The organism is Candidatus Saccharibacteria bacterium oral taxon 488 (assembly GCA_010202115.1).
GTDB lineage: Bacteria > Patescibacteriota > Saccharimonadia > Saccharimonadales > Saccharimonadaceae > Nanosynbacter.
The window spans coordinates 478079-492145 of sequence record CP047917.1 but is presented as its reverse complement, the minus strand read 5'-3'; the positions used below and the strand labels follow the sequence as shown (position 1 = coordinate 492145).

Here is a 14067-nt window from a genome sequence, read left to right as displayed (position 1 = left end):
ATATGAAATCACTAGAAGCATTAAAGAATATTAACTACAAAGACGTTGCCGCGCGGGCACTATGGACGTTTTTTCAGACGTTCATCGCAACGTTCTTACTAGCTGGCATCAATCTCGTAAACCTGCTGTTCTCGGCAAGTTGGCACGAGCTATGGGCGCTGACACTAGCGACGACGCTATCTGCGATTGCTGCCGGGCTGTCGGCCGCCAAGACGATAATTATTGAGTTAGTGCGTCAGATGCAGCAAGCCGTTGAGTAGTTCGGTATTTCCGAACAACTGAAAACCGCCTCGATAAGCTCCGGGGCGGTTTTTGAACTGGAAAGGATTTCTTTATAGTTGAGATAGTAAAGACTGCCTACAAACTGAATTGTTCGGTATTTCCGAACAGTTGACTTAATGCAAATATTTTGCTAAAGTAGACGTATCAATGTCATATTGCTGGCCTCTACCGAACTTTATTTCGGTTGGGGCCATTTTATTTTGACCCAAAATCACGAAAAATAGGAAAATCTTGTCAAGCCCCTAAGCACTAATGGGTCTTGCAGAATTTCCTCAAACACATAACGCCCTGTCTAGCAATGGTGCTAGTTAGATTTGGGCTTAAATTTGGAGGGTTAACAGAGGTGAAGACGCATCAATTGCAATCCCAATCTCAATGTAAAAGATTTCCTGAAAGAAATCCCAATCTCAATACCAATTACAATTGTTTAGTTATATCGGGCAAAAAACAGCCAATGGACAAGTGGCAAAAGACACGTCGAGCAGAGTCAATCGCGTATCAGCTTTGTGACAAGTTCAACAATCATGACTATTTTTCGTTCTATTGTAAGGTAGCATTGAAATTGCCGGAATATAGAGTTTGGCAACTGGTAGAAGAGGCTCAACGCGGACAGCAGCCAGCACGTTTATTCTCGTTCTTGTGTAAGAAGGTGGGTGTATGACAGAGGCAAATGTCAGAAAATTACGCAATAAGTTAATGGACAGGATTAGCCGAGCCAAGGCTGATAGACAACAGCAGAGATTGCTTGTAAAGAATGACGGTAACTTATGTGAACACGAATGGAAAACATATAAGCAGATCATTCGAATTGATCACTCAGTTGAGGTATTAAAGAATCAGCCTCGAAACTATAGTGGTCCCATGGCGCCATATTTCGTCGTTAGAGCTTGTCCTAAATGTAAAACGAAGCACTATCTTGATATGCTCTCTGACTAATTCACCTATGTATCTGAACGGGGGTAAATGTAGAAATATCTGCCCTCGTTTTTGCTTGTATAAGCATGAGCACTATGACAAAATAATGCTAAGAGCGCTCATAATTTCTACGTAGACAAAACAAGTATTCACTACTACGGAGGTTCGGAGTTTTATGAACACAATAATGGCTACCGAAAAGGCAGCTTTATTTTTTACTGATGTCGTAAGATCTTGCGAGGAAGACCAGACGGCTACAATATCAAAACTAGCAGAGCGCTATATCTATCACTGTAAGTATGTTGAAAATATGTCAGAAAATACACTACCGACTAAACAAACACACTTAAAGCAGTTTGTAGAGTTTTGTCGGAGTAACGGTAAACAGTATGCTGAGGATCTCACTCTACATTGGATCGATTTCTATTTTTATGAATTTGCAAAGACCCATGCTGCATCAACTACTAATTCTGCTAAACGGATATTGAAATCATTTTTTCGCTATATTACCGATAGAGTAGGAGTAAAAAGTGTTAACCCAGACAGTATTAAATCGCGCAAAAATACTAAACCCCGCCCTCGATATATCGAGCATGAAGTCATTCTCCACGTTATCAAAAGCACAGAGGATCCTCACGCGAAGATGCTGATTGACCTTATGTACGAAACAGGACTTCGCATAGCAGAGGCTTGCCGGCTAACTTATCATGATATTGATGATCTAAGGGTGTATGTGCTTGGCAAAGGTGGCAAGGAGCGCACTGTCTATCTAACGCCAGAAGCCCGATCCCGTCTTGATACCTATATCGAGGAGTGGGGGCGTCATACAGGCACATTATTTCGCACTAACCCAAAGACTGCTCGTGTATGGCTGCAGCGTGCATTTAAGCGCTACGCTGGTAAGCACATAACGCCGCACCAGTTGCGCCACAGCTATGCTACGCGCCTACTACTCAATGGCTGCGACATCTCCTCGATTCAAAAGTTGCTAGGTCATGCAGACGTATCTACCACTATGGTTTATCTGCAGTTAAAAGACGATGCTGTCGAACGGCAGTACTATCGGGCCAGAAAAAACGCTCATGCTATTGACATATGAGTTTCAGTTTGCTATAATCGGGGGCAGATGGGAATAAGGGGATGCGCCCACCCAGGTATTTTTACACCAATAACTAAATGGCTATCTACCGACTAAAAGGTACAGTAGCCAGAAATTGTGCCATCGGAACGGAATTGTTGTGGTGGACAATCGTAGTTATGGGGGTGCGCACCTCACTTACTTCCGTAAGGAGATAAGTGACTGACACCAGTGAGGTGATGATGGAGAAACGGCGAGACGAACACAATCACTCGGCTCTTCGCCCTGAACCCCTACCGTTATGGACGAAAATGGCGGACGTAGCGATGCGGCCGCTGATGTTTATGTTGGGCGGTTTTCGCCGAGACAGTATGCAGGAGACCCACCCGTGGCATTGCCAGCGTGATATTGATCCGTCGCTGATAGACCCAGCGCTGACGGTGACGACGAATGGTGAGACAGACGAGCTACTACCGGGCCGCTTTTCATTTCTTTTTCATGCGCCAGGGCTCGTTGGCTGGCGGCATTATGCCGTGCTGCGGGCTGAGCCACCATTCCATATTGGCTGGGTAGTGCGTGAACGTGGGAGTGGTCAGGTAAGGCAGTCAATAGTCCATCGTCTGCCAATCAATGATCAATACGTGCGAATGTTGAGTGGTCCAGCGCACCTAGAGACAGAGTTTTTTGCGGTCAATCCTGACGGAAGGCAGATCGGACTGGAGATTATGGACACTGGTATGCTCGGTGATAATAACTATCCAAAGGTGCGCTTATTATAAGAAGGAGATAAGTGAATATGGGGTACTGCAGCCTTAGTTTGAGGGTAGTGGCGATGAGCTTGATAAGTTGCTATTCTATATCGGCTGGGTGCCAGTCGCCGGTAAGGCTGAGTTAAATGGGTGCAGGCCGGCTCGGTCCGAATGGACTCAATAGGTATGTCGCGTCGTGGGCGCCGCTGTATTAGTGTAGTGCTGGCTTCATGAGCAGTCCGCCATAGCGCGCGATGACGATGGTTTGGCTGTCAGTGTTGTGTGCGACAGGTTGACTTGACGTAGCGGCTTGTATTGTCACTGGCTCGAGTGGGTGAATCGTTTGGTCTTGGTCAGCGAAATTAATATAAATACAAGCCCGCTCGCTGCCCAGCTCTCGTTTGATACCGAGGACAAATCCATTACCGGTGTTAATCACTTCGAGCATGCCGCGCTGCAACACTGGCATACTCCGCCGCAGGTGAAGCAGTCGTCGGTGTAGATGCAGAAGTGAGTCAGGGTGCATGGCCTGCGTTAGGACATTGGTTTTGGTGGCGTTGGCGTGAACGGGCAGCCACGGTTGTACGCTTGAGAATCCAGCGAACTGCGTATCGTCCCATTGCATCGGCGTGCGCTCCAGGTCGCGGCTGTCGATGGCGGAATTGGTGGGACTGAAATTATCCTGAATGTCATCAGCGGTCAGCTCGCCATTGGTCATGCCAATCTCATCACCATAGTACATTACGCTAATACCCGGTGTGAGCAGATTGAGAAAGTGCAAAGCCCGCGCTCGTTCCGCCCCGAGCCGCGAGGCAATGCGCGGCTGATCGTGATTGCCAACGCAGAAAAACGGTTTGGCCGAACCTGCCGCTCGCAGATAATTCTCAATCTTCTGCCCGGTATGCTCCGCATGCCACTCGTCCTGGCGATACTCCATGAAAAATGCCGACGCCTTTGGATGGGCGGTCAGCACTTGGCGGTACTGCTGGTAAATATCGCCCAACTTCTCGTCCGGATAAAATTCAAACACCATCTGCTTATCGTCATATTCATCACAAACCGCCGCCAGCTCACGCAGGTATTCTTGAAAATGCGGCCCCATTTTACAGTGGTCGTGGATGAACGCACCGTAAGCTTTTGGGTCGCCAGAAAAATCAGGATTTGGCGAATCATTGCCAAATTCCGGATCTTTAGAAATGCCCCAAATCGCGTCAACCCGCATGCCGTCCACGCCCATATCAAACCAAAATCGCACCACGTTTTTTATCTCATCGCGAACCGCAGGATTATCCCAATTCAAATCCGGCTGTGTCTTCAGGAATGAGTGGAGATAAAATTGACCGGTTTGCTCATCAAACTCCCATGAACTGCCGCCAGATAAACTTCGCCAATTATTTGGCTCATTGCCGTCTCGCCCGTTACGCCAGACATAATAATCACGCTTGGGATTGTCGCGCGATGACCGCGCTTCCTGAAACCACGAATGTTGATCAGACGTGTGGCAGGGAACGAGATCGATCATGACTTTGATATCGAGGATATGAGCTTTTTCTAATAGCGCCCGAAAATCATCCAGCCCGCCAAATGTCGGATCAATCGCTCGGTAGTCAGCGATATCATAGCCAAAATCAGTCAGCGGCGAGGTAAAAAACGGTGAAATCCAAATCCCGTCAACGCCCAGCCACGCCAAATAATCCAGCTTCTCGGTAATGCCATTCAAATCGCCAATCCCATCGCCATTGGTATCCCGAAAACTACGCGGATAAATCTGATACAAAGAAGCAACATCTTGCCAAGTTTTCATGATTTAAGTATAAGCGAGATGAGAGCAAAATGCCAGTTTTTAGTCGATGACACGAAGGCTATTGACATTTTTACTTTACTTTGGTAAACTAAAAATATGAATGGCAAGAACGATATTTGGAAAGATGAACAGTCGCGTCAGCTGGCGGATGTTCTTGCTAGTATAAGTGACCCTAATGAAATGCGGGCGTTTCTTCGCGATGTCATGACTCAGAAGGAGATTATTGAAGTTGGCGCGCGCCTACAAGCTGCCAAAATGTTATCAAAAGGCGAAAAATACGCTGACGTCATTGCAGCGACGAAGCTCAGTAGCCGTACGGTTGCTCGGATTAGCGACTGGATGCAAAACGGTACTGGCGGCTATAAAAACGTCTTTAAGCATCATTCGCACGTTTGGCCAGCTCGCGCTGAGTAGTTTGCGAATAAATCCAAATAAATGCCGGCGCGACGCTGGCGTTTTGATTTTTTGACAGTTAATTTAGTTAATTTTGGAGATATTTATGAGTGAAATAAGAACAGCGAGGTTCGCTGCGCCAGATGAGGCGAGGGAGAAGTATGACGCGATTATTCCCGCGTATCAAGCGGCGTTCGCGGCAGAACCTTGGTATGAAGTAAGTAAATGCGGCGGCTGCTCGTCGGGTTATTCTCGTCAAAATCCTGGTGATATATGTCAAGCTTGCGGTAGCGCGACTGGCGACGAAGCCTATACAGAACAGGAATTGACCGAGAAATTTGATGCTATCGGCGAGACGCGCCCAACATGTTGGTATATCGAGGAGACGCCAGCGGGACTGGTATTGGCGGCGGTCGCTTGGACGGCTAATCCAGCGCAGATTGCGGCGGAAAAATACCCTGGGTCGCTGGAAATGGCAGCGTGGCTTAAGCGGAAGTACGCGCCAACCGCTGCCCCTAACCCAGAGATATTATGGCTGGATGAAGTTTTCGCCGACCGCCAAGTCTCGAGACGTAATAATCTAGTGAATTTCCGCCCAATGGTATGCGGGTTTTCCGATCGCCTAGATCAGACGAATGTGGCTTATCGGACTATTGCGCCGGCAATGACGCGCGCAGCTATGAGAGACTTTGGCGATGATGCGACCATTGATAAATCCAAATCTGATGTTCCTGATTGGCGGAATTTTGTATCAATTGATTTATCTCGGTAAAAAATAATATATAAGGAGGATAAGAATATGAAAATATTAGTAATCGGCGGCATGCACGGGAATGAAATGCTGGGCATTGATTTGGTCAAGAGTTTACAGGAAAATCCGCTGGAAAATATTGACAGTGTACTGGCGAATGAGGAGGCAATAAAAAGAAATAAGCGGTTCATCGAACAAGACTTGAACCGGTCATTTCCTGGCGTGAAATCAAGCGGCATATACGAGCAATGGCGTCCGATTGAGCTATTGGAAATGTGCAAGGAGTATGATATTGCGCTTGACTTTCACAATACGTTTTGTCCGGATAATGATTGTACGTTTGTCGGGGAGGGTGCAAATGAGGAGCTGCTGGCCGCGTCGTGGCTGCTAGGTTTGCCTCGGGTGATTGTGGCAGATTATGATTGCATAAATAAGTATGCGCTTAATTGCGTATCGATAGAAATTAGTGTTCAGAGCAGGCTGAACGATGTGAAAGTCTGGCGCCAGAAGCTGCAAATGCTTGCTGAAAAGGAAATTGCTGATTGCCGGGCGGTCTCAGGGGTGGAGAAGTTTCGCTTTGTATATCGGATAACCCTGGAGGATAAAACAAGGTTAAACCTTGATCAGGCAAACCTAAGAGCATTCCAGCCGATTGACCAGAATTTGGCAGAAAAGATGGGAGTAAAAACTCCGGCCTATCCGATCTTTATCAATGACAAATTCACGCCGTATAATTATGGAGGGCTATTGAACAGGATTGATAGCTAGACTATTTTTGTGATTGCTACGACGGATTGATTGTAAGCTTAAATTATTTGTTCTGTTCTTGTTTATTTTGCTTCTTAATAATCTTGTCAATTTGACCGTCCGGCAGTTTCAGAAAATTAAGCAGTAAGCTCTGCGGTGCACGCTCGACTATGGCCTTTTCTTCGTACTCTGGGATTGGACTTGCAGAGATAATTATCTTATCTGCTCGCCGTAGTGTACGGTTGTTTATTTCACGAACAAAGTTATAATCTATTTCTTTGTATCCAGTGATGCCGCACCTATTACCGAACAGTGCTATTTTTGGAGTGAGTGGAACTATACATTCGGCTGTTTTATGCCAATGATTAAGTCCGAACGGAGAGTTGTCTTTAGTAAAATCAGTAACTGTTACGGGGTGATCTGATGTTATAAATTCAATGTCAACAGTATCTGATGGTCTTAGAAAACAAAAATCCAATGGTCCCCATTTATTTACGTCTAAAGATACGAGTATTGATTCGAGAAAAAATATTTCCTCCATCATTTCTATCTTTTTACTCCACCTATCAGCTGCATCTGGTGCGTTATGTCCTAATGATATTGCACGACCCATTTCATTAAGTTGATTCAGGAAATTATTTAGATGGTTCTGCTGTTTAATTGTGCGGCTTTCTAGTGTGCTTATATATAAAGCTACTTTTTCATGATCTTCTCTGCTAAGTCGCTTACTCTTTTTGATTTTATTATCTAGTATCTTTCCATAGTCTCCTTCTATTTGAGCTAAAACATTCTCAACGGCATTGGTCGGCAGAAGTGGCGTTTCATATAGATTATTTTTTACAGCAACATTGATAGGTGCTATGTCTTTTTGTTCAGCAGTTTGTATAAACTTAGCACGGCCATTATTTCCAAGCCAATAAGTCTTGACCTTGCCGTCAACGGTGAAGTTTTGCAAATAAGAACTACGAGGTAGCCAATGCTGTCGTTTTGTTGGTTGCTTTTTTATCTGTTGGTTGCTCATATACTATTACGGCTAATCGCATACTATAATTAATTAAGAACAAATAAGGGTTATATCCAGGAAAATCAAAAAGACCCTCCAGGCGCTGAAAAGTCTTATATGGTGCGGGTAAGGAGACTCTAACTCCTGGCCTCTTCCATGGCAAGGAAGCGCTCTAACAACTGAGCTATACCCGCATGTGGCTCACGGTTTATTGTAACAAAGCCGCGAATAAAATGCAATGTTTGGTGGCTCCTCCCAGACTCGAACTGGGGACACAAGGCTCTTCAGGCCTCTGCTCTACCAACTGAGCTAAAGAGCCACAAACTTGCTATTTCATTGTACTAAAGTTGCCGTTATCTGGCAAGCCGCTATTTCCGCACGTAATGCGCTACATAGTCAATTTCGATATCGGATACGGCTGGCGTGAGTGGATTAGGTACGCCGCCGTCAACGGTCTCGGTATGCTTATTAATGCCGTTCGGGTTCATCGCTCCAGCCTGCACGCCGAGGAACATCTGCTTGTCAGTCACGTTCGGATGCTTGATACGACCCCATTCTTTACCATCCAGCGTAAAGATTATATGATCTTTCTCGACGATAACGCCGTATGTGTGCCAGCCGTGCATGTCGTGATTATCAAGGGATGCTTGCTTTTGCTTGTTGTCCGGATCCCAGTGGTACGTTGCCTCAACACGAGGACCATTGACGCGCCCCTCAGCGAAATCAATCTCTGGCGGCCAGCCTTCGTCCTTTGGCCAGAGAAGGAATGCGTAGCCAACACCTTTGGCTTTCGGGAACTTGGCGCGAACTTCCCAGCGACCGCGTGAGGCGGTGAATACATCACCTGAGCCGGCGCCACCAGTACTCCACTGGCCGTTCTCGTACTGAGTACGAATTACCAGTTTGCCGTCTCGAGTGAACGAATTGCGTTGTGACATCACGCCCATACAGCCGTGGCCAACCGCTGGATCGCCCCAGCCGTACTGCACCCATTTAGTTTGCTTGATCGATGAGTCAAAGCCTTCAAAATAATCAATCTGCCAGCCATCAATTGCCGCCTGGTTCCGGTCGTGGTTCGCCGGACCGCTGGGCTTTGATGGCTGAGGCTGGCTTGGAACGCTACGCTTGTGCCTCTTATTGCTAGAGTTATTGTTTGATGAGTTGTTGTGCGGCAGTTGATTAGTCTGCTCAGTTGAGCCATGAGGGTCGCGACGTTCGGGCTGTTGATTTGTGGTCTGGGCTTGATTCTGGCGCATCGTCTGCGTTACCCAATTGTGCTCAGCTGGCGTCGGCTTATTGTCAGTGTTTTGGTTGGGCTTGCTTGGTTGCTGATTATCGTTCGTGGAGTTGGTATCAGAGCGAGAGCGACTATCGGTACTCAATGAGCCAGATGAGCCAGTCGGCGACGTAGTTCGGTCAGCGTATTTTGTCGCTTGGGGCGGGGCGTTATTTACCTGCGACAAGAAGTGCAGTGCACCAAGCGACAAGCCGCCGACGACGATTAGAGTTGCTATGCTAGTTGTAACCAGTTTTCGCTTCGTCATGTATCTATTGTAGCGCACTAAAATTATATGTCAAACTTTTAGCGTAAGCGTCAAGAAAATGCTGCAATACTCTAGTAGTTTGGCGGAGAATCAGGTATAATATTCTCGTCGCGGGTGTCGTATAACGGCTATTATGTGACCTTCCCAAGGTTGAGACGGGAGTTCGACTCTCCCCATCCGCACCAAACCTCAGAAAGCTCCGTTCTGGTGGCAATTTATACCAAAGCTCGAACCTATTTCGCCACAGATCGCTAAAACTGTGTAGCTCGCTGCTCAGCCTATTGTTGAAATACGATATCTAATTCACTAGTGAACTTATCTATCTTGTCCACATTTTCGCTCTTAATAGCCTCAGCCAGCGCACCAAAACTTTTAGGCGTGATAAACGTAAACTTATATCGCACATCCGACCCACGTTTTTCCAATTCTTCATTGATTATCTCAAAATGCTTTTTAGCCCAAACATTTTTACCTTTATTTTCCAGATAGTCATATTCATCATCACCACGCAGCTTTTCATCACCTTTGACTTCTGCAACAATAATACGATTGCCGGTAACGATGAAAAAGTCAGGGTTAAAGTTACTAATCTTTGAGTGGTGAGACTCCGATCGCCACGAATAATTTATACTATAAAATCCTACGTGCGCTGATTTAATCCATTTGTCGATGAATAATGCAGTGTCTTTGTTTGTCAGCATTTCGATAAAACGTGCCTCTGGGTTCGAGTCGGCAATAACTAAATTGAGAGGCGTCTTGAACTCGTACTTGTTAGCGATAGGTATCACGTTAAAACTATTGAGCTTGTCCGACAGCTCGCCGTAAAACTCTTTTTCCTCGGACGATATATGATTAGCAGTTTCGCCAGTTACAAACAAGTATTTATCTTTGTGCAAACTCGACGCACTTACCGAATCATACTTTGCATAATCACTCGTCCTTATCTCTGTAAAATTAGTCGGCACAATCTCAAATCGCGCCTCTGGTATTTCAACTGTCTTTTGGCGAATTGTGTTTAGCGCATGAAGCAATTTTTGCCGCGATTCGTCCGTGATAACACTACTGCCGCTTTCTTCAAGCGAACGCTTGATAATGCTTTTTAGTTTCTCGATAGGGTATTCTTGTTGATACGTTTCCGCCTCGTCGACCTCGCCCAGCCTATCGAACATCGTTTGCGCCATTTCATCGATTGAGTACGTTTTGTTTCGCAGCGTCGTCTTCCATTTCGTACTCACTCCGCCCGACACCAGCTCGTCAAACTCGATATATTTTTCTTCTTGTTCTTGTGCGGTTGCTAGTGCCACGTAACCTTTCTTGAACAAGTTATCGACAGGCTTTTTAGTAACAGTTTTTGTCTTTGTGCGTGGGTCGTATTTGACATTGAGTAGCTCAAAATTATATTCCGATTCTGGTACATTGCGACACACAATTTTCTTATCAAACTCCAGCACATCATTTACTAAACCTTGTACTGCGCCAGCCCACGATTCGTGATTAAACACAACGACTTTAGGCTGCCCAGCAGACATATGCCAACCAATAGGAATACGCAAGCCACGTCCCATAACCTGTGCAATCAACAGCTTAGAGTTAAACGCGCGCTCTTCGTGTGGCACAATCTGAAATACACGCTTAACATCCCAGCCCTCCGTCAGCATCGATACAGAGAACACCCACTCAATCTTGTTATCGTCATTATCAATACCTTTTAGACGATAGTTTTCTTTCGACTTACTATGCGCCACAAGCACTTTTTCATTTACCTGCTCATCACTCAAACCTTGCGTTTCCTTCAGAAAATCCTTAAACTCCGCCGCGATAGAGTCGCATGAGCGTGTCTTTTGCGCGACAACTATCGTAATCGGCAGAATACCCAAGCCCTTTACTTCGTCTACTCGCTCATTATGTTTGTTTACGACAAGTTGCCATTTCTGACTCTTGTCACGCAAATCATCAGCCTTTACGATATACTGCACACTCTTCACATAGCCATTTTCTATCGCTTGACGCAGCGAATACCGATACAAAACATCAGGGAAGTAGCTGTCTTTTATATAACACGTGCCAGATACACCAATGATATAGCGAAACCCAAACTCTGGCGAGTCCAAAAACGCCTTCCATTTTCGGATTGTTTCTGGTTTTTTAGGATCGCCGTTTTCGTTGCTGTAAACGTGGTGCGCTTCATCGTTCAATACAAGTGTTCGTGCACCCTTGCCAGTCAACGAATCACGAATTGATGATGTAGCATTTTCCAAAATCTGATGATAATTTTCGACACAAATCGCCCCAGCCACCACCGACTCCGAGCCATTGATAATTTTTGGCACAGCTGCACCCAGCAGCGATGCCAGCTCCGTATCACTCGCCAGCTCACGAAACTTTTCCAGCAAACCATCCTCTATCGTCGTAGACGGACATAGTACTAATACTCTATCGACCTTGCCCTCTGCTAACATTATGGCTGCGATACCATATAGCACGTAGCTTTTGCCCGTGCCAGTCGCAAGATCGAGTGAGCCAGCAAGTTTATCAGGGAATGACAGCTTATCGCGAAATGACTCAAACGTCCGAAACTTACCAACCAATGCCTCATTACTACCGTTTTGCCAGTTCTCTTGTGCCAACCTTGCCAAGTTTTCGTACTGCTCGCCCAGCAGATAGCGAAGTGCCGTCCAAATAGCCTCCTTTTGATACTCACGTGTACCGCACAGCCGATTCACAAATTGAAAATACTTGTCTTCGTTCCACACCGACGGATCGACATCATGCGAAACGCGCAGCACCAAGTCTTGATTCTTTATGGCGATTTTGTCGCTCATTTTATGTCCTCTTTGCTAATAATAGCGCGAACTTCGTTGCCGAACTTATCAAGAAATATCAGCATAGCTCTATCAGTGATTTTATCGCTAGCAAAATCAACCGCTTGCTCGTTAAAATCTTTCGCATACTTCACTTCGTCAAGGTCAAACACCTCACCATCATAGCTATAGTTAATCATCAGCATAGAAAAACTATCCCAACCGTGCGTTTCGTCTTGTCCTCGATTGCGCGTCTTGCCTTCAAACTGCTTGATATGCAGCTTGCCAGCCGCTATCTCAAATTCTAGGTCTGGTAGCTGTATAAAGTCAAAGCCCACCGCCTCAATACCGTCGTTTACATCTTCACTATTGCGCGGCTGGTTAATGGCGGTAAACTTGCGCTTATGTAGCTCGGCAATAAACACATCACCGTCCACACTGTCGCCAATCCGCGCATGCATATCGTCAATCGTTTCGGTTGTGATTTTCGCGTCGGTAGAGTGAAAATCATAAATCCATACACTCTGACCTTCTCGCTTGCCGTCAAATGCAAAGCCTTTGATTTTGTGCTGATCGTCAATACAATTAAAAAGTTGCAAGGCGAATAGTCGCCAGTCATCACGCGGTAATTCGCGTATTTTTGCAAAATCGTACAAGCCAGAGCTGTAAAGAGTAAACGGACTTGCTTGTTTCTCAGACATTCCCAGTAGACGTTTTTGCTGCGTATATACTGAGAGTTTACCGACATCACAAGAAATCCAACGTCGATTGAGCTTCTCGGCGACAAACAGACTCGTTCCAGACCCAGCAAAGCAATCAAGAATAATGTCGCCCTCGCCAGAACTTGCCTTGATTATACGCTCAAGCAGCGGCTGTGGTTTTTCTGTCGGATAAGCCGTTCGCTCTATACCGTCAACTCGTTTTCTCGCTGCAACCGAAAACTCCCACCAATCGTCAGGGATTCTACCGCGCTCTCGCATTTTTGCAATATCTTCATCAGACCAGCTACCGTCAGATGCAAATGCTTTCCTTAAAGATTGATTTTCATCTTTATATGGCACACGCACATCAGTACTGTTAAAATGCCATTTGTCCGACTTTGAATACCAATAAATAACATCATGCTTTCGATTAAACTGTTTCATACCGGGGGAACCGGGTCCTGTATAGCACCATATAATTTCATTACGTAGATTTTTCTCACCAAATACTTCATCAAGCAAGACTTTTACATAATGTCCTTTTCGATAGTCTAAATGCACATAAATTGAGCCGTCGTCCGCCATAACTTCCTTGAGCAAAATCAATCGACGACGCAACCACTCCAGGAACTCCGCGCCCGCAACTTTGTCTTGGTATGCTTTCTGGTCTTCACCTGACACCTTGAAGTCTTTGCGAGTCGAAAACGGTGGGTCGATATATACGAGACGCACACCATCTGTACCGTCAGCGTTTTTCAGTTTGTCATTTTTCTTATCTTCAATAAGTCGTTTTAGCACTTGCAAATTATCGCCAAAAATAAGTTTATTTTGCCAGCCTTCGTAATCCGCAGGTGTATTAAAGTTGCTTACTTCTTGCAAGGGTACCGGGTCTACATCAGCTAATATCGCCTCAGCGGTTTGCTTGCCATAATAACTTAGTTCGTATTCGCGCTTCTCGCTAGGAAATATCACTTTTGCCCAATCTGTTGGGATCTCTTTACCTTGTCTGACAAAATCGAGCGCACGGTTTAGTAGGTCGATTTGTTGCTGCTGTTTACTCACATAACCCTTTCTTTCAGTGGACGATGTCATGAAATAAAAAATGACACCGTGCAGTCCACGATGTCTTAAGTCGTTTAAGCAACAGCACGACGAACGTTCTGCGTTTATCCTACACGGCGTCATTTAATCGTCGTGCAGGCACAAGCAGTTTTTGTACCGCGCTAACTTACTGTTACTTTTAAATAACTCAAGACTATTCTATTATAGCGTGAAATAAGTCATTTTTGTATATCATGT

General features: G+C 45.6%; 11 protein-coding genes and 3 tRNA genes. 7 read left to right on the top strand and 7 right to left on the bottom strand.

The features are described 5' to 3' along the window. Positions 1 to 2 precede the first annotated feature (2 nt). The 3 genes from GWK74_02650 to GWK74_02640 all read left to right on the top strand — a co-directional run bounded on the left by GWK74_02650 (position 3) and on the right by GWK74_02640 (position 3054). Entirely contained in the window at positions 3 to 260 is a 258-nt protein-coding gene (locus GWK74_02650) for a hypothetical protein (GenBank protein QHU90407.1), read from the top strand. Between the two features lie 1112 nt (positions 261 to 1372). Beyond that, a complete protein-coding gene (locus tag GWK74_02645) occupies positions 1373 to 2296 on the top strand; it encodes a tyrosine-type recombinase/integrase (protein QHU90406.1) in 924 nt (307 codons plus the stop codon). Positions 2297 to 2493: 197 nt separating this feature from the next. Next, on the top strand, positions 2494 to 3054 hold the full coding sequence (locus GWK74_02640) for a hypothetical protein (GenBank protein ID QHU90405.1): 561 nt from the start codon (positions 2494 to 2496) through the stop codon (positions 3052 to 3054). A gap of 181 nt (positions 3055 to 3235) precedes the next feature. On the opposite strand, the gene GWK74_02635 is transcribed toward GWK74_02640, so the two are convergent. Then, positions 3236 to 4828 (bottom strand): alpha-amylase, encoded by a 1593-nt coding sequence (locus tag GWK74_02635; GenBank protein ID QHU90404.1) that lies wholly within the window; start codon positions 4826 to 4828, stop codon positions 3236 to 3238. 96 nt (positions 4829 to 4924) lie between these two features. Here GWK74_02635 and GWK74_02630 point away from each other — a divergent pair, with 96 nt between their 5' ends. The 3 genes from GWK74_02630 (at position 4925) to GWK74_02620 (ending at position 6740) form a co-directional block, all read left to right on the top strand. Continuing rightward, positions 4925 to 5242, top strand: coding sequence for a TrpR YerC/YecD (locus tag GWK74_02630; GenBank protein QHU90403.1), 318 nt, complete (start codon positions 4925 to 4927; stop codon positions 5240 to 5242). A gap of 85 nt (positions 5243 to 5327) precedes the next feature. Further along, positions 5328 to 5993: a hypothetical protein gene (locus GWK74_02625; GenBank protein ID QHU90402.1), complete on the top strand. Its 666-nt coding sequence runs from the start codon at positions 5328 to 5330 to the stop codon at positions 5991 to 5993. 27 nt (positions 5994 to 6020) lie between these two features. Next, positions 6021 to 6740, top strand: coding sequence for a hypothetical protein (locus GWK74_02620; protein QHU90401.1), 720 nt, complete (start codon positions 6021 to 6023; stop codon positions 6738 to 6740). Between the two features lie 43 nt (positions 6741 to 6783). Here the strand turns inward: GWK74_02620 and GWK74_02615 are convergent, their stop codons facing one another. The 4 genes from GWK74_02615 to GWK74_02600 all read right to left on the bottom strand — a co-directional run bounded on the left by GWK74_02615 (position 6784) and on the right by GWK74_02600 (position 8978). Further along, positions 6784 to 7740 (bottom strand): DUF4238 domain-containing protein, encoded by a 957-nt coding sequence (locus GWK74_02615; GenBank protein ID QHU90400.1) that lies wholly within the window; start codon positions 7738 to 7740, stop codon positions 6784 to 6786. Between the two features lie 100 nt (positions 7741 to 7840). After that, positions 7841 to 7916 (bottom strand) — tRNA-Gly (locus GWK74_02610). A gap of 49 nt (positions 7917 to 7965) precedes the next feature. Continuing rightward, positions 7966 to 8041, bottom strand: a tRNA-Phe gene (locus GWK74_02605). A gap of 49 nt (positions 8042 to 8090) precedes the next feature. Then, on the bottom strand, positions 8091 to 8978 hold the full coding sequence (locus tag GWK74_02600) for a family 16 glycosylhydrolase (protein ID QHU90844.1): 888 nt from the start codon (positions 8976 to 8978) through the stop codon (positions 8091 to 8093). 398 nt (positions 8979 to 9376) lie between these two features. Between GWK74_02600 and GWK74_02595 the strand changes: the two genes are divergently transcribed. After that, positions 9377 to 9451: transfer RNA gene (locus tag GWK74_02595), tRNA-Gly, on the top strand. 93 nt (positions 9452 to 9544) lie between these two features. Here the strand turns inward: GWK74_02595 and GWK74_02590 are convergent. Both GWK74_02590 and GWK74_02585 read right to left on the bottom strand, forming a co-directional pair. Next, on the bottom strand, positions 9545 to 12088 hold the full coding sequence (locus tag GWK74_02590; GenBank protein ID QHU90399.1) for a DEAD/DEAH box helicase family protein: 2544 nt from the start codon (positions 12086 to 12088) through the stop codon (positions 9545 to 9547). Next, on the bottom strand, positions 12085 to 13830 hold the full coding sequence (locus tag GWK74_02585) for a site-specific DNA-methyltransferase (GenBank protein QHU90398.1): 1746 nt from the start codon (positions 13828 to 13830) through the stop codon (positions 12085 to 12087). The genes GWK74_02590 and GWK74_02585 overlap by 4 nt, the downstream gene beginning before the upstream one ends. Positions 13831 to 14067: the final 237 nt, after the last annotated feature.